The organism is Arthrobacter woluwensis (genome assembly GCF_030816155.1).
In the GTDB taxonomy this organism is placed as follows: Bacteria; Actinomycetota; Actinomycetes; order Actinomycetales; family Micrococcaceae; genus Arthrobacter_E; species Arthrobacter_E woluwensis_A.
This window is the reverse complement of the sequence record NZ_JAUSXR010000001.1, coordinates 1444415-1460359: the sequence shown is the minus strand read 5'-3', so window position 1 is coordinate 1460359 and position 15945 is coordinate 1444415. Positions and strand designations below refer to the sequence as shown.

The following is a 15945-nucleotide window of genomic DNA, read 5'->3' as shown; positions in this document are numbered from 1 at the left end:
CGTGCGCGGCGAACGCGCGACTTTCAGTCAGACGGACGACGGCGCCACCGGGCGCCGCAGGAGGTTACGGGTGGCAGCCAGCAAGGAGGAGCTGCGGGAGCAGCGCCGTCGTGTGCGCCAGATGGAGGCCAGGCGTTCCCTGCGCGACGCCCAGCAGCAGCGTCGTCGCCGTGACAACACCCTCGCCATCGGCGCGGGCGCCGTGGCGGTCGCGCTCGGCGTCGTGCTCCAGCTGACGGCCTTCGCCAGCAACCCCACTCCGGAGGAGTACGCGGCGGTGCAGGCAGGGCTTCAGACCCCGTCCGCGACCCCCTCCCCTTCCGAGAGCAATGTGGGCAACATCCCCAGCGCCGATCTGGCCCGCGGCAAGACCTTCACGGGAACCCTCACGGTCAACGGCAAGCCGCTCGGCGTCACCCTGGACGGGACGAAGGCGCCGCAGGCGGTGTCCGTCTTCAAGACGCTGGCCGACCAGGACTTCTTCAAGAAGAACAGCTGCCACCGGCTGACCACCGCCTCGATCTACGTGCTGCAGTGCGGGTCGAAGGACGGCAAGGGCGCGGTGGACCCCGGGTTCCAGTGGGGGCCGGTCGAGAACGTGCCGGCCGACGGCAAGTACCCGGCGGGCACGATCGCCGTGGCGCGCGCGGCGAGCACCTACAGCAACAGCACGCAGTTCTTCATCACGTACAAGGACAGCGTCCTCCCCGTGGACCAGGGCGGTTACACCGTGATGGGTCGCGTCACTTCGGGTCTCGACGCCATCACCTCCCTCGCCTCGGCCGGAGTCAAGGCCGGCGGGACATCCGCCACGGATGGCCCCCCTGCCACGGCAGTGACGATAGACTCGTTTACTCTGAAGTGATTTTCACTCTGAAGTGATTCCAGCTTCGGACGAAGCACCATCCTCGATCCCTGCTCCGGCCGGGACCGCGCATGTTCCAACGAAGGAAAGAGTTCTAGCGGTGACAGAAAGTCTGCAACCCGACGAAACCGGCGCCACGGAAGCAACGACGGAGACGTCCGCTGCCAAGCCCGCAGCACCGAGCCCCGCGGCCTTCGCCGCCCGGCCGAAGGCCGCGGCCGCGCCCGCACCGGTCCATGCCCCGGACACCACGGTGGATCTCACCGCTGCCCGCGCCTTCGGCCGGGTGGAAGGCGACGGCCACGTCTTCGTGACCGTCGACGGCGAGGAACACGTCGCGGGTCAGTACCCGGGCGTGTCGGCCGACGAAGCGCTGGCCTACTTCGCCCGTAAGTTCGAGGACATCACGGCGCAGATCGACCTGCTGGAGAGCCGCGTGGAGGCCAAGGCCGCCGCGGGCGAACTCCCCACCAGCCTCAAGCACCTGCGCGAACAGCTCGAGGCACGCAATGTGCTGGGCGACATCCGCGGCGCCCTGGACCGTGTGTCCGCGCTCGATGAGAAGGTGGCCGCGCTGATCGCAGAACAGCGCGCTCATCAGGAAGCCGCCAAGGCCGCCGAGCTGAGCGCCCGCGAGGCGATCGTCGCCGAGGCCGAGACCGTCTCCGCCCAGGATCCCGCGGCCACGCAGTGGAAGACGTCCAGCACCCGGATGAACGAACTCTTCGACGCCTGGAAGGCCGCGCAGAAGTCCGGCGTCCGCCTGTCCAAGAGTGTCGAGGAGGGGCTCTGGAAGCGATTCCGCACCGCCCGCACCGTCTTCGACCGTCACCGGCGTGCCTACTTCTCCCAGTTGGACAGCACCAACGCTCAGGCGAAGGCGGTCAAGGAGCAGCTGATCGCCGAGGCCGAGCAGCTGCAGACCTCCACCGACTGGGGTCATGCGGCCGCGGAATACCGCCGTCTCATGGACCAGTGGAAGGCCGCGCCGCGCGCCAGCCGCAAGGACGACGACGCCCTGTGGGCCCGTTTCCGCGCCGCTCAGGACGTGTTCTTCGCGGCACGCCAGGCCGCCAACGACGAGCTGGACGCCAGTTACTCGGCGAACCTGGCCGTCAAGGAACAGCTCCTGCTGGAAGCCCAGGAACTTGTCCCCGTGTCCGATCTGGCCGCCGCCAAGAAGGGTCTTCAGTCGATCCGGGACCGCTGGGAAGAAGCCGGGCGTGTGCCGCGCGCGGACATGGGCCGGATCGAGGCCGCCCTGCGCCGCGTGGAGGATGCCGTCCGCGAGGCCGAGGAGGAGAACTGGCGCCGGAGCGATCCCGAGGCCAAGGCCCGCAGCACCAGCATGATCGAGCAGCTCGAGGCCACCATCGCGGGTCTGCGCGACGATCTGAGTGCTGCCGAGGCCAAGGGCGACGCCCGCGCCATCAAGAGCGCCCGTGAGGCTCTCGAGGCCCGGGAACAGTGGCTCGAGGTCGTCCGCAACTCGGCCAAGGATCTCGGCTGATCGGCTTCGCCCCGCACTGAACAGCCCGTACTGAACAGTCCGCGCTGAACAGAAGGCACTGAACAGAAGGCCGCGGCCGCTGGAACCCAGGTTCCGGCGGCCGCGGCCTTTGTGCTCCCCGGCCTCCAGCGAGCCGCCTCCGTGTCCACCGCCGGCGCCGTCCCGGTTGTCCACAGGCGGAGGAGTGGTGGTGTCGCGCAGCCGGTCCTCGCGGCAGGATGCTGTCATGGACTTCCCCACTGCGGCGCCGCCCGGCCGCCAGACTCTCCTGCGCACCGGCCAGCCCTTCAGCAGGCCGGAACTGAACGCCCTGGTCCTGGACGGCCTGGTTCAGCCCCTCTCGCAGGAGTGCTTTGTTCCCGGGACAGCCGTGGTCGACGCGAGGCTGCGGGCGAGGGCCCTGGCGGAAAGCATCCCCCTCGAGGCCCGGCAGCGCGTGGTGGCGGGCCGGCTGAGCGCGGCGTGGATTCACGGCCACGGGCGCGAGCCCGCTCGGCCGGTGCTCTACATCGCCGCGGGACGCCGGGCCGGGGCTCTACGCCACGGACTGCGGGCCGAGCTCTACGACGTGCGTCTGGGTGATCATGACGTGGTGAGTCTGGGAGGGCTCCTGGTGACGACTCCCCTGCGCACCGCGCTGGACATTGCCTCGTCCCTCCGTCCGGAACTGGCAGTGCCGGTCCTCCGGAGCATGCTCCACGACGGCGACCGCACCCTCAGCTGGCGCGTGCTGAGGCTGGCGGTGGAACATGCGGCTCCCCTGCGCGTGCGGGATGCGGCGCTGGCGAAGGTGGACGCGTGCGTCCGCTGACGCCACGGCAGCCCTGCCCACGGCCGGCTGCGCGCTGGATTCCGCTCAGCTCCGCCGGCTTCCCCTCAGCGGCGCTGGCCGCCGCCGGTCCGGTACACGTCGAACACGCCGTCGATCCGCCGCACCGCGTTCAGGATGTGGTCCAGGTACTTCGGGTCGCCCATCTCAAAGGCGAAGCGGGAGATCGCCAGCCGGTCCTTCGAGGTGTGCACGCTGGCCTCGAGGATGTTCACATGGTTCTCAGAGAGCACCTTGGTCACGTCCATCAGGAGGCTCTTGCGGTCCAGCGCCTCGACCTGGATCTGGACCAGGTAGATGCTGCTGCGGGTCGGCGCCCATTCGACGTCCACGAACCGCTCGGGCTCGTGGGCGAGGGCCAGGGCGTTTGGACAGTCACTGCGGTGCACGGAGATTCCGGAGCCACGGGTCACGTAACCGGTGATCGAATCCGGCGGCACCGGGGAACAGCACCGGGCCAGCTTGACCCACACGTCATCGACGCCGCGGACGATCACACCCGCGTCGGAGACCCTGCCGCTCGGGCTGTGCGTGCGAGCAGGGGTGAACTCCTCCTCGACGGCCGCCTGGGCCGGCTCCGTAAGCCGCTCCATGGCCTTCTCCACCACGGACTGGGTGGAGATGTGCCCGTCGCCGATCCCGGCATAGAGCCCGGCGACGTCGACGTACTTGAAAGCATCGGCCAAGTGGGTCAGGTTCTCGGGAGTAAGCACCTTCGTGAGCGGGAGGCTCTGCTTGCGCATGGCGCGCGTGAGCATCTCCTTGCCCTTTTCGATGGACTCCTCGCGGCGCTCCTTGGTGAACCACTGCCGGATCTTGTTCCTGGCACGGGCGCTCTTGACGAAGTGCTGCCAGTCCTGGCTGGGGCCCGCCCCTTCGGCCTTCGAGGTGAAGACCTCCACGCGGTCACCGTGGCTGAGCTCCGAATTCAGGGGAACGAGCTTGCCGTTCACCCGGGCGCCGATGGTCCGGTGTCCGACCTCGGTGTGCACCGCATAGGCGAAGTCCACGGGGGTGGCGCCCGCCGGCAAGGTCATGATCTCGCCCTTGGGGGTGAACACGAACACCTCATTGGTGCTGATCTCGTGACGCAGGCTGTCCAGGAAGTCGCCCGGGTCCACCGTCTCGCGCTGCATGTCCACGAGGGAACGGAGCCAGCCCATCTCGCCCTCGCGAGGCGTGCCGGCGGCCCGGGCCTGGTGCTTGTACTTCCAGTGCGCCGCCACACCGTATTCGGCGTTCCGGTGCATCTCATGCGTGCGGATCTGGATCTCGACGGTCCTGCCACCTGGACCGATCACCGAGGTGTGCAGGGACATGTACATGTTGAACTTCGGGATGGCGATGTAATCCTTGAACCGACCGGGGATCGGTTTCCAGAGGGAATGGACCACGCCGAGGGCGGCATAACAGTCCTTGACGCTGTCCACCAGCACCCGCACACCGAGCAGATCGTTGATGTCGTCGAATTCCTTCTCCCGCACCACCATCTTCTGGTAGATGGAGTAGTAGTGCTTCGGCCGGCCGGTGATCGTCGCCTTGATGCGCGCTTCCCGGAGTTCCTCCGCCACCATCTCACGGATGCTGCCGAGCAGTTCCTCACGCTCGGGCGTCCGGGCGCTGACCATCCGGACGAATTCCTCGTACACCCGCGGGTACAGGGCGGCGAAGGACAAGTCCTCCAGCTCCCACTTCACGGTGTTCATGCCGAGGCGGTGGGCCAGCGGAGCGAAGATGTCCAGGGTCTCGCGGGCCTTCTTCGCCGACGACTCGGCGGAGACGAAACGCCAGGTCCGGGCGTTGTGCAGACGGTCGGCGAGTTTGATCATGAGGACGCGGATGTCCTTGGCCATGGCCACGACCATCTTGCGGACGGTTTCGGCCTGGGCCGCATCGCCGTAGGTGACCTTGTCCAGCTTGGTCACGCCGTCCACCAGCATGGCCACCTCGGGACCGAAGTCCTTGGAGAGCTGGTCCAGCGTGTAGTCGGTGTCCTCCACCGTGTCGTGGAGAAGGGCCGCGGCCAGCGTGGTGCCGCTCATACCCAGCTCGGCCAGGATGGTCGCGACCGCCACGGGGTGCGTGATGTACGGGTCCCCACTCTTACGCTTCTGGCCGCGGTGATGCAGTTCCGCGGTGTCGTAGGCGCGCTGAAGGTATTCGAGGTCCTCGCGTGGATTGTTGCTGCGCACCGTCCGCAGGAGAGGTTCGAGGATCGGCGAATAGCTGAGACCACCCCGCCCCGTGAGCCGCGCCAGGCGCGAGAGCGTGCGTTCCCGGCGCCCCGGGAAGGTGGCCTTGGCCGCGGAATTGTCCACGGGGACGCCCACCACGGTGTGCCCGGGGGTCTCCAGCGCAGTGCGCTCCGCCGTCGTCGCGGGCGCTGCCGAGCGCTCGGCACCCACGGGTGCCTCATTCTCCGGGGTCGAACCCGGCGCTGAACCGTCCACCACAGTTGTTCCTCCCCACGGACTTAATTCACCAATTCTAATCCGTTCCCGCGGCTTAAAAGGACGAAAGGCCGTCCTCACCCGCAGGTGAAGACGGCCTTTCGGTGTCAGGACCGATCGAGGGCGGTTCAGGCGCCCTCGACGACGGCCTCACTGCGGCTGCGCCGCTCGTGAACCTTCGCGGCCTGGGCCTTCAGCGCCGGCTCGCCGTGACGCAGCCACGCATAGAGCGGAGCCGAGACATAGAGCGTGGCGAGAGTGCCCAGGATGATGCCGACGAACAGGGCGAGCGACAGGTCCCGCAGCGTGCCCGCACCCAGCAGACCGGCGCCGATGAACAGGATGGCCGCCACCGGCAGCACGGCGACCACACTGGTGTTGATCGACCGGACCAGGGTCTGGTTGACCGCCAGGTTCACCTCCTCGTCGAAGGTGCGCCGCGTCGAGGTCAGCAGATCAGCGGTGTTCTCGCGGATCTTGTCGAAGACCACCACGGTGTCATACAGCGAGTAGCTCAGCACCGTCAGGAAACCGATGATCGCACTCGGCGTCACTTCGAAGTCACTGACGGCATAGATGCCGGCCGTGATGATGAGCGTGACGGCCATGCCGGCCAGCGCCGCCAGGGACATCTTCCAGGTCCGGAAGTACAGTGCCATGAGCACGGCGGCCAGGAGGACGAAGATCACCAGACCGAGGAGGGCCTGCTGGCTGACATCCGCACCCCAGGTGGGGCCGATGAAGGTCGAGGTGACCTTGTCGTCACCCACACCGTAGGCCTTGGCCAGGCTGTCGCGGAGCTGGGTGGTCTGCTCGTCCGTCAGCTTGTCCGTCTGGACGCGCATGGTGTCGCCGGCGATGTTCGCCACCCGGGGCGCGGAGCCCTGGACCACGTTGCGCACCGCTTCCTCGCCGAGGCGCTGATCGGTGCTGTGGACGTTGGAGATGGTGAACTCGGAGCCGCCGCGGAACTCGATGCCGAGGTTGAAGCCGCCTTTGAGCACCGGGACCATGATGGAGAGTAGGACCGCCACACCGGCGATCAGCATCCAGAGCTTCTTGCGCCCCACGAATTCATAGGAACGCTTGCCGGTGTAAAGCTCGTTGCCGAAACGTGCGAAGACTGTTGACATGGCTACTTGCCTTCCTTTCCGGCGTCGTCCGCCTCAGTGCCCTGCTCGCGCTCGGCACGACGGCGTTCGGCGATGGTCAGACGGCGTTCGGCCTCGGCCTGTGCACGGCTGTTCTTGGCGGACACGGGGGCGCCTGCGGTGACCAGGTCCTCCGGGGTGCGGATCCGGCCGGCGCCGCGGTACAGCGGCACAGCGCCCAGGTTCCGCGGGTCCAGACCGGAGAACCGGTGCCCTTCCCCGAAGAACTTGGTCTTGGCCAGAAGCTGCAGTGTCGGGTGGGTGAACAGGAACACGACCAGAAGGTCGGCGAGGGCTGTCAGGCCGAGCGTGAAGGCGAAGCCTCGCACGTTGCCCACCGCCACGAAGTACAGCACGACGGCGGCCAGCAGGTTCACCGCCTTGGAGGCCAGGATGGTGCGCTTGGCACGGCGCCAGCCGTTCTCCACCGCGGCCACCAGACCACGGCCGTCACGCAGTTCATCACGGATGCGCTCGAAGTACACGATGAAGGAGTCCGCCGTCTGGCCGATGGCCACGATCAGACCCGCCACACCGGCCAGCGAGAGACGGTAGTTCTGCGCCCAGCCCAGCAGGGTGATCGCCAGGTAGGTGATGACACCAGCCACCACGAGGGAGGCGACGGTCACGAAACCGAGGGCCCGGTACTGGAAGAGCGAGTAGATGACCACGAGCAGCAGACCGATGAGGCCTGCGATCAGACCCATCTTGAGCTGCTCGCCACCGAGGGTCGCGGAGATCTGCTCCTGGGACTGGATTTCGAAGCTGATCGGCAGGGCGCCGTACCGCAGCTGGTCCGACAGAGCCTTGGCGCTGGCTTCGGTGAAGTTGCCCGTGATCTGCGGACGGCCGTCCGTGATGACCGCGAGTGAACGCGGGGCGGACAGCACCTTGTCATCCAGCACGATGGCGAACTGCGCGCGAGGATCGCTGCCGTTCTCCCCGCCACCGGCGACATAGAACTGGTTCAGACGCTGCGTGACGTCCTTGAAGATCTTGGTGCCCTGGTCGTTGAACTGGATGTTCACGGCCCATTCGTTGGTCACGGCGCCCTGGCGGCCCTGCTGCAGACCGTAGGAGGACGTCACGATGTCCTGGCCCTTGACCTCTACCGGCCCCAGGACGTACTTGATGGCAGGCTGACCGTTCTCGGCCGGCTGGCACGTGACCAGCGGCTTGGTCGGATCGGAGCGCTTGACGCCACCCTTGTCCAGGGTGGAGCAGTCCGTCGCCTCGAACTCCTTCAGCACGGGCGCCGTGATCCAGGCGCTGTCGCTGGCGTCCTTCGGCGTCGTGGGCTTCGGGAGCTTGCTGGCCGGAGTGCGCTGCGCCTCGGGTACCGGAGTGCCGGCGCCCGCGGTGATCACCGGGCGGAAGTTCATGTCCGCGGAGGCCTGGATCAGATCCCGCTCCTCCTTGGTGGGAGTGCCGGGCATCGAGACGACCACGTTGCGGCCGCCCTGCGTGCTGATCTCCGATTCGGAGACACCGGAACCGTCCACACGCTGGCGGATGATCTCAACAGCCTGGTTGAGCTGCTCCGAGCTGACCGAGGCGCTGCCCTCGACGCGCGGCGCCAGGATCATCTGGGTGCCGCCTTCGAGGTCGAGGGCGAGTTTGGGCGTCCAGCTGGATGCGCCGGACAACGCTCCCCCGGCCATGACTGCTGTCATGGCAAGGGTCAAAGCGACAAGCCAGAGCAGCGTTCTGCGCGCCACCCTTATGGGGCCGGTCTTAGCCATCTATGAGGTCCTTTGGGGCTACGTGGCAAGGCCACGGAAGGTGTTCAGGGGCTACTTGCTGTCGCCGTTCAGGCGCTTGAGGGTCTCTTCCGGCGTCTCGGCGGCGGTGCCGGGCGCGACGTCGTCCTTGACCGTCTCCGGGAGGTCGGCAGCCGGGGCGGTCTGCGCCTCGGTCACGGTCTCCTCGACGGGAGCGACGGCCTCAGGGGTGGTCGGCTCGACGACCTTCGCGATGGCCTGGCGGTGCACGGTGGCGAGGTGGCCGGGGGAAAGCTCCAGCACCACCTTGTTGTCCGCTTCATCGATGGAGCGGATGGTGCCGAACAGGCCGAAGCTGGTCATGACGTCGACGCCCGGTGCGAACTTGGACTGCATCTGCTGCTGCTGTTGCTGGGTCTTCTTGTTCCGGCGCATCATGAAGAACATCAGAACGGCCAGCGCAGCCAGCATCAAGAGCAAGGTGGGATCCACGGATCATTTCCAATCGTTGCGTTTCAGGCAGGGGGTCGCCGCACCCGGAAAGGGGCGGGCGTCCACACAGTCTACGGGCAAAAACCGGGAGAACAGTGTCAAGCCGCCGAGCGTAACCGCACCATGGCCGAGCGCGTCAATCGCTGAAGGCGGACCCGTCGTCGTCCAGGAGGAGAGGCTGGAACGCCTCCTCCACCAGGCCTGCCGCGGCGAACTGTTCCCGTCCGAACACGCCGTCCGGCACCACGAAACCGAGGTGCGTCCAGGCGGCGGCCATCGCGATGCGTCCGCGGGGCGTGCGGCCGACCAGGCCTTCACGGACCAGGAACGGCTCGGCGACCGTCTCGACCGTCTCGGGTTCCTCCCCCACGGCGATCGCCAGCGTGGACAGACCGACCGGGCCTCCGCCGAACTTGGTCACCAGGGCCTCCAGGACGGAGCGGTCCAGGCGGTCCAGACCGCGCGAGTCCACTTCATACATGTCCAGCGCGGCGCCCGCGGTCCGGGCGTCGATCTGGTCGATCCCGTGGACCAGGGCCCAGTCCCGCACTCGACGGAGGAGGCGGTTGGCGATACGGGGCGTGCCGCGCGAACGGCCCGCGATCTCACTGAAACCAGCGGAGGAGACCTTCAGATCGAGGAGCCCGGCGGAGCGCCGCAGCACCAGCTCCAGCTCCTCCACCGCGTAGAACTCGAGGTGGCCGGTGAATCCGAAGCGGTCGCGGAGCGGTCCGGGCAGCAGACCGGCCCGCGTCGTGGCGCCGACCAGGGTGAACGGCGGAAGCTCGAGCGGGATCGCTGTGGCGCCCGCACCCTTGCCGACCACGATGTCGACCCGGAAGTCCTCCATGGCCATGTACAGCATCTCCTCGGCAGGCCGGGACATGCGGTGGATCTCATCGAGGAAGAGCACCTCGCCTTCGCTGAGCGAGGAGAGGATGGCGGCCAGATCGCCGGCGTGCTGGATGGCGGGACCGCTGCTGATGCGCAGGGGCGCGTTCATCTCCGCCGCGATGATCATCGCGAGCGTGGTCTTGCCCAGGCCGGGAGGGCCGGAGAGCAGCACGTGATCGGCGCTCTTGCCGCGCAGGCGGGAGGCCTCCAGGACGAGCTTGAGCTGCTGCCGGACGCGGGCCTGTCCGACGAAGTCATCGAGGTTCTTCGGCCGCAGGGCGGCCTCGATGACCCTCTCCTCGGGCTCTTCGCCGCCCCGGACCAGTGAGTCCTCGGCCGAACCGTCAGCCACGTCCGCTCCTCACCCGTGCGCCGTCCTGACCGAGCCAGCGGAGCGTCGCCCGCAGGATCTCAGGAACGCTTCCGGTGTCGACCAGCTCCGGTGAATCCTTGAGCGCCTTGTCGATGTTGGAGGAGGCGTCCTTCTCGCTCCAGCCGAGGCTGCTGAGCGCCGCGACGACCTGCGGCTTCCATGCCTCCTCGCCGGACACCGGCACCAGGGGCGTCCCCAGGGCGCCGGTCCCGTGCGGCACCAGCTTGCCCTTGAGCTCCAGGACGATCCGGCCGGCCACCTTGGGCCCGATGCCGGGCACCGTCGTGAACGCCTTGCTGTCCTCGCCGTGGGCCGCGACACGGATCGCCTCCGGGTCCAGCACGGCGAGCACCGCCAGCGCCAGCCGCGGCCCCACGCCGCTCACGGTGAGGAGTGTCTCGAAGACCTCGCGCTCGTCGTCGTCGGCGAAACCGAAGAGGGTGAGCGAATCCTCCCGCACGATCAGCGCGGTGCTGACCCGCGCTTCCTCGCCGAGACGCAGGGCGGAGAGGGTCTGCGGCGTGGCCTGCACGGCCATGCCCACGCCTCCGACTTCCAGGACCGCACTGGAAAGCCCCAGATGCGTCACGGTTCCACGGAGCGAGCTGATCACGGCGACCCCTCAGTAAGTTTGTGCCATTCGAACATTTCTACGAATAGGCTAGCAAGTCGATCCGCGTGTCAGCGACCGCGCCGCGCCCGTGCCTCCGCTTCGGCCCACGCCTTCTGCGCCGGGGTGAGCGACGCGTGACCGGGCGCCGAGGTGGCGACGGCGGCGCCGCTGCCGGCACGCCAGGCGTGCGTGATGGCCAGGGCCAGCGCGTCGGCGGCGTCGGCGGGACTGGGGGCCACCTCCAGCCGGAGGATCTTGGTCACCATGCGGGTGACCGCTTCCTTGTCGGCCCGGCCACTGCCGGTCACGGCGGCCTTGACCTCCGACGGCGTGTGCAGCGCCACCGCGATGCCGCGCCGGGCGGCCGCGGCGATGACCACACCGGACACCTGGGCCACGCCCATCACGGTGCTGACGTTCTGCTGCGAGAACACCCGTTCCACCGCGACCACGTGCGGCTCATGGCGGTCCAGCCATTCGTCGATCGCGTTGGCGATCACGAGCAGCCGCTGATCCAGCGGCTGCTCGGCCGCGGTGCCGACGACGCCGACGGCCACCATGCTGGCGCGGCGATCGCCGGCGACGTCCACGACCCCCAGGCCGCACCGCGTGAGTCCCGGATCGACTCCGAGCACCCGCAGGCTCACGGCAGGAGCCTTTTCACCGGGACGATGACTACTCGGCCTCGAGCTGCGCCTGGACCTCTTCGCTCAGGTCGGCGTTGGTGTAGACGTTCTGGACGTCGTCCAGCTCTTCCAGCGCGTCCACGAGCTTGAGGAACTTCTTCGCGCCGTCCAGGTCCAGGTCGACCTGCATGGACGGGATGAACTCGGCTTCGTCGGTCTCGTACTCGATGCCGGCCTCGTTCAGCGCGTCACGGATGGCCTGGAGATCGCCGGGCTCCGAGTGGATCTCCCAGTTCTCGCCCTGGTCCTTGACCTCGTCGGCGCCGGCGTCCAGTACGACCATGAGCAGATCGTCCTCACTCAGGCCGTTCTTCGGCAGGCTGACCACGCCACGGCGGGCGAAGAGGTAGGCCACGGAACCCGGGTCGGCCACGGTGCCGCCGTTGCGGGTGATGGCCAGACGGACCTCGGAGGCGGCACGGTTCTTGTTGTCCGTGAGGCACTCGATCAGCAGCGCGGAGCCCTGAGGGCCGCGGGCTTCGTACATGATCTCGGTGTAGTCGACGACCTCGCCGGTCAGGCCGGCGCCGCGCTTGATGGCGCGGTCGATGTTGTCATTGGGGACCGAGTTCTTCTTGGCCTTGGACACGGCCAGGTCGAGCGCCGGGTTGCCGGAGAGATCCGGTCCGCCCATGCGCGATGCGACCTCGATGTTCTTGATGAACTTGGCGAACGCTTTGGCACGCCTGCCGTCGATCACGGCCTTCTTGTGCTTGGTGGTAGCCCATTTGGAGTGACCCGACATGCCTACGCTTCTCCTTTGATCATCCGGATGAACAGTTCGTGAACGCGCAGCTCGCCCGTCACTTCGGGATGGAAGGACGTGGCGAGCAGATTGCCCGAGCGAACCGCAACAATTCTAGCCCGTGAATCGAGTGTCGCCGCGGACGGCATCTCGTCGGGGTGCAACTGGGCCAGGACCTCGACGCCTTCGCCGATCGACTCGACCCACGGTCCGCGGATGAAGACCGCGTGAACGGGGGCCACGCCGTCGCCGTCGCCGTCGCGCCCCGCCGAGAACTCGAGCCCGCCGAAGTCCAGATCGACCTCGAAGGACTCACGCTGCCGTCCGAAGGCGTTGCGGCGCACCGTCATGTCGATGCCGCCGAACGTCTGCTGGGGATTCCCCTCGAGGTCCAGGGTCGGATCCTCGATCCGGTCGGCCAGGAGGATCATGCCGGCGCAGGAACCATACACCGGGAGTCCGTCCGCGATCCGTTCGCGGAGGGGCCCCGAAAGCTCGAACGCGCGGGCCAGCTTGTCGATCGCCGTCGACTCGCCGCCGGGGATCACGAGACCGTCGACGCCGGCCAGCTCGGCCGGGCGGCGCACGGGAACGGCGCGGCCGCCCACCTCGTGGACGGCCTTCAGGTGTTCTCTAAAGTCGCCCTGCAGGGCGAGCACGCCCACCAGCGGGGCGTCGGAGGGAGGAATTCGCACCTTGACAGTGTAATCAGCCGGCACGTCGCGGCCGTTCCGTGTGACGCCCGCGACGCTCCCGCGCTCCCCTGACGGGGGCCGCCCACCCAGTAGCATTGGTCAGGACCCGTTATCTATCGAAGAGGTGCGCAGTATGTGCGGAATCGCCGGTTACCACGGCTTTGGGGAGAACGAGGAGATGCTCAAGGCCATGAGCGCCTGCATCGTTCACCGTGGCCCCGATGGTGAGGGGTACTTCACCGAGGCGAATGTGGGACTCGCGCACCGCCGTTTGTCCATCATCGACGTCGCGCACGGCCAGGAGCCGATGATCAGCGCCGACGGCGACTTCGTCCTCGTCTACAACGGCGAGGTCTACAACTACCTCGAGCTGCGCGCCGAGCTGGAGGCCCTGGGCCGCACGTTCCGCACCCAGTCGGACACCGAGGTCGTCCTGCAGTCCTACGAGGAGTGGGGCACCGAGGCGTTCGACCGTTTCAACGGCATGTTCGGTCTCGCCATCCTGGACAAGAAGCGCAACGTCACCGTGCTCGCCCGCGACCACTTCGGCATTAAGCCGGTGTACTGGGCGAATGCCGGCACCGAGGACGAGCCGCGCGTGATCTTCGCGTCCGAGATCCGCCCGATCCTGGCCACCGGCCACATCGAGGCCGCGCCCAACGAGCGCATCCTCTACCGCTACCTGCAGTACCGGATCCACGACGACACCGCCGAGACGTTCTTCGCCGGCGTCAACAAGCTGCTCCCCGGCGAGATGATGACCATCGACAACGCCACGGGCCGCTTCACCATCGAGAGCTTCACGCGACTGCGCCAGGAGCTCGAGGAACTCTCGAGCGTCAACCGCCCGTACACGCCCGAGGTCACCGAGGAATACCGCCAGCGGTTCACCGAGGCCATCCGGATGCGCCTCAAGTCGGAGGTCCCCGTGGGCTCCGCCCTCTCCGGCGGCCTCGACTCCTCCGCCGTCGTCGTGACCATCAACAAGCTGATGCAGGAGCACGCGGACGCGGTCGACTCGATCGGCCCCAAGCAGAACACCTTCAGCGCGGTCTTCCCCAACTCGATCAATGACGAGGAAGCCTACGCGGACGCCGCCATCGCCAAGTGCAGCGGCAACATCGAGGCCCACAAGATCCTCCCGACGGCCGAGGGCTTCGCGGCGGACCTCGAGGACTTCGTCCGCACCATGGAGGAGCCCATCATCTCCTCCGGGCCGTACGCCCAGTACTGCGTCATGAAGGAAGCCAGCAAGCACGTCACCGTGCTGCTCGACGGCCAGGGCGCCGACGAGATGATGGCCGGCTACATCCCGTACTACTTCGCCTACCTGCGCCAGCTGCAGAAGGCCGGCGACTACCGGAAGCTCCTCAAGGAGGCCGGCCAGTCGCTGGACATCTTCTACCGCCTGGGCCGCTTCCGTCTGAAGTCCAAGCTCACCGCCAAGAAGCGCGTGACCATGGGCCAGCTCCTCAACAAGGAGTTCACCTCCGGATACCGTGGCGAGAAGTTCGGCAACGTGCCGGACAACATGAAGGCCCGTCTCATCGACGACCTCTTCCACAAGTCGCTGCCCTCGCTGCTCCGCTACGAGGACAAGAACACCATGCGCTTCTCCCTGGAGGGCCGCGTGCCCTTCCTGGACAAGGAAGTGGTGAAGTTCCTCTTCAGCCTGTCCGATGAGGCCATCATCAAGGGCGGCTGGAACAAGCGCATCCTCCGCGACGCCACCCGAGGACTGCTTCCCGAGAAGATCAGCAACCGCCGCAACAAGATCGGCTTCACCACCCCTGAGGTGGAGTGGTTCCGCATCATGAACGAGCGGATCTACAAGATCTTCATGTCGAACTCCTTCTACAACCGCCCGTACTGGAACCGCGAAGCGGTCCTGACGGCGTTCGAGGAGTACCTCAACGACAAGAACGACGCCGACACCATGGTGTTCTGGCGCCTCATGAACGTGGAGCTGTGGTTCCGTGAGTTCATCGACAAGAACGAGACCCCTGCGGACGTGAAGCTCAACAAGAGCGACTACGAGCCGAACCCGGGCAAGGAGCTCGGCATCGAGTCGGCCGGCACCACGTTCCTCCGCTTCCCGCTCCAGACCGAGGTGTTCGCCAAGGACACCGAGCTGGCTCCCGCGGTGACCCAGTACCCGGCCCGCTTCTTCGACGGTCTGGAAGGCGCCCCGGCGGACGTCCGGGACGCCATCGAGAGCGCACGCCAGGACGGCCGGAAGTGGTACCTGCTGGTGAGCGAGAAGATCGTCGCCATCACGCAGGGCCGCTCCTTCCCGGTCTGGGAGATCAAGGTGACTCCGGCCGCGCGCGTGCTGAGCAAGTTCGTCACCCGGACGCCCGCCGGCATCGGCCTGGGCAGCCCGTGGTCCATGCAGATCGCCATCAACGAGGTCGGCCTGCCGCTCATCGCCAAGGCCGCCGCGGCATCCGTGGTGGGTAAGTTCCAGGGCAAGAGCGGCGTCTTCTACGACGTGGTCGGCAACAACATCAACGCGATCGACGGCGCGACCCCGTACAGCCTGGGCGCGGCGAGCAACTCCGTGAAGCTCGCTCCGAAGGATCCCGAGGGCGTGGCGCGTGCGCTGAGCGCCGAGATCCGCGCGACCCTGCCCGACGAGGCGGTGGAGAACTTCGGCGGCGTGGCCATCATGGACGCCAACGACCTGGGCGTCGTGGTCATGGGCCACGACACCGCGCTTCCGACCGAGACGATCGCCGGGATGTTCAAGGACAACCCGCAGGGGCAGGGCGCCCAGGCGACCCCCATGTCGCTGGTGGTGACGCAGGCCTGACCCAGGTCTCCGGCCCGCGAGGAGGCCCCCACCGGATGTTCCGGTGGGGGCCTCCTCGCGTCCGGCTGTGGTTCGCGTTCAGGGCATTTCCTGTCAGCGGGTCTTCTCT

General features: G+C 67.5%; 13 protein-coding genes. 4 read left to right on the top strand and 9 right to left on the bottom strand.

Features of this window, described 5'->3' with window-relative positions:
- The first annotated feature begins 70 nt into the window (after positions 1–70).
- The 3 genes from QFZ52_RS06500 (at position 71) to QFZ52_RS06490 (ending at position 3186) form a co-directional block, all read left to right on the top strand.
- Positions 71–865, top strand: a complete 795-nt coding sequence (locus tag QFZ52_RS06500; protein WP_307496811.1) for a peptidylprolyl isomerase — start codon at positions 71–73, stop codon at positions 863–865.
- A 13-nt stretch (positions 866–878) separates the two neighbouring features.
- Positions 879–2375 (top strand): DUF349 domain-containing protein, encoded by a 1497-nt coding sequence (locus QFZ52_RS06495; protein WP_373425632.1) that lies wholly within the window; start codon positions 879–881, stop codon positions 2373–2375.
- 226 nt (positions 2376–2601) lie between these two features.
- Positions 2602–3186 carry a hypothetical protein gene (locus QFZ52_RS06490; RefSeq protein ID WP_307496809.1) on the top strand — a complete coding sequence of 195 codons (585 nt, stop codon included), beginning with the start codon at positions 2602–2604 and terminating at the stop codon, positions 3184–3186.
- Positions 3187–3251: 65 nt separating this feature from the next.
- Here QFZ52_RS06490 and QFZ52_RS06485 read toward each other — a convergent pair whose 3' ends face one another.
- The 9 genes from QFZ52_RS06485 to pdxT all read right to left on the bottom strand — a co-directional run bounded on the left by QFZ52_RS06485 (position 3252) and on the right by pdxT (position 13024).
- Positions 3252–5537 (bottom strand): RelA/SpoT family protein, encoded by a 2286-nt coding sequence (locus tag QFZ52_RS06485; RefSeq protein WP_307498679.1) that lies wholly within the window; start codon positions 5535–5537, stop codon positions 3252–3254.
- 245 nt (positions 5538–5782) lie between these two features.
- The gene (gene secF / locus QFZ52_RS06480; RefSeq protein WP_307496808.1) at positions 5783–6787 is read right to left on the bottom strand and encodes a protein translocase subunit SecF; all 1005 of its coding nucleotides are present in this window, start codon (positions 6785–6787) and stop codon (positions 5783–5785) included.
- Between the two features lie 2 nt (positions 6788–6789).
- Positions 6790–8547, bottom strand: a complete 1758-nt coding sequence (gene secD, locus QFZ52_RS06475; RefSeq protein ID WP_307496807.1) for a protein translocase subunit SecD — start codon at positions 8545–8547, stop codon at positions 6790–6792.
- A 51-nt stretch (positions 8548–8598) separates the two neighbouring features.
- Positions 8599–8997 carry a preprotein translocase subunit YajC gene (gene yajC / locus QFZ52_RS06470; RefSeq protein ID WP_307498678.1) on the bottom strand — a complete coding sequence of 133 codons (399 nt, stop codon included), beginning with the start codon at positions 8995–8997 and terminating at the stop codon, positions 8599–8601.
- A gap of 157 nt (positions 8998–9154) precedes the next feature.
- Complete coding sequence (gene ruvB, locus QFZ52_RS06465) at positions 9155–10264, bottom strand: Holliday junction branch migration DNA helicase RuvB (RefSeq protein ID WP_278268972.1); 1110 nt, start codon at positions 10262–10264, stop codon at positions 9155–9157.
- On the bottom strand, positions 10257–10898 hold the full coding sequence (gene ruvA / locus QFZ52_RS06460; RefSeq protein ID WP_307496806.1) for a Holliday junction branch migration protein RuvA: 642 nt from the start codon (positions 10896–10898) through the stop codon (positions 10257–10259). The genes ruvB and ruvA overlap by 8 nt, the downstream gene beginning before the upstream one ends.
- Before the next feature lie 68 nt (positions 10899–10966).
- Entirely contained in the window at positions 10967–11545 is a 579-nt protein-coding gene (gene ruvC / locus QFZ52_RS06455; RefSeq protein ID WP_307496805.1) for a crossover junction endodeoxyribonuclease RuvC, read from the bottom strand.
- Positions 11546–11573: 28 nt separating this feature from the next.
- A complete protein-coding gene (locus QFZ52_RS06450) occupies positions 11574–12329 on the bottom strand; it encodes a YebC/PmpR family DNA-binding transcriptional regulator (RefSeq protein ID WP_307496804.1) in 756 nt (251 codons plus the stop codon).
- Between the two features lie 2 nt (positions 12330–12331).
- Positions 12332–13024 (bottom strand): pyridoxal 5'-phosphate synthase glutaminase subunit PdxT, encoded by a 693-nt coding sequence (gene pdxT, locus QFZ52_RS06445; protein ID WP_307496803.1) that lies wholly within the window; start codon positions 13022–13024, stop codon positions 12332–12334.
- A gap of 133 nt (positions 13025–13157) precedes the next feature.
- Between pdxT and asnB the strand changes: the two genes are divergently transcribed.
- Positions 13158–15836, top strand: coding sequence for an asparagine synthase (glutamine-hydrolyzing) (gene asnB, locus QFZ52_RS06440; protein WP_307496802.1), 2679 nt, complete (start codon positions 13158–13160; stop codon positions 15834–15836).
- Positions 15837–15945: the final 109 nt, after the last annotated feature.

What these genes read in the sequence shown, in the direction of transcription:
- QFZ52_RS06490 (WP_307496809.1), top strand. Translation starts at nt 2,602, where the DNA reads ATGGACTTCCCCACTGCGGCGCCGCCCGGCCGCCAGACTCTCCTGCGC.
- secF (WP_307496808.1), bottom strand. Translation starts at nt 6,787, where the DNA reads ATGTCAACAGTCTTCGCACGTTTCGGCAACGAGCTTTACACCGGCAAG.
- secD (WP_307496807.1), bottom strand. Translation starts at nt 8,547, where the DNA reads ATGGCTAAGACCGGCCCCATAAGGGTGGCGCGCAGAACGCTGCTCTGG.
- yajC (WP_307498678.1), bottom strand. Translation starts at nt 8,997, where the DNA reads ATGCTGGCTGCGCTGGCCGTTCTGATGTTCTTCATGATGCGCCGGAAC.
- QFZ52_RS06450 (WP_307496804.1), bottom strand. Translation starts at nt 12,329, where the DNA reads ATGTCGGGTCACTCCAAATGGGCTACCACCAAGCACAAGAAGGCCGTG.
- asnB (WP_307496802.1), top strand. Translation starts at nt 13,158, where the DNA reads ATGTGCGGAATCGCCGGTTACCACGGCTTTGGGGAGAACGAGGAGATG.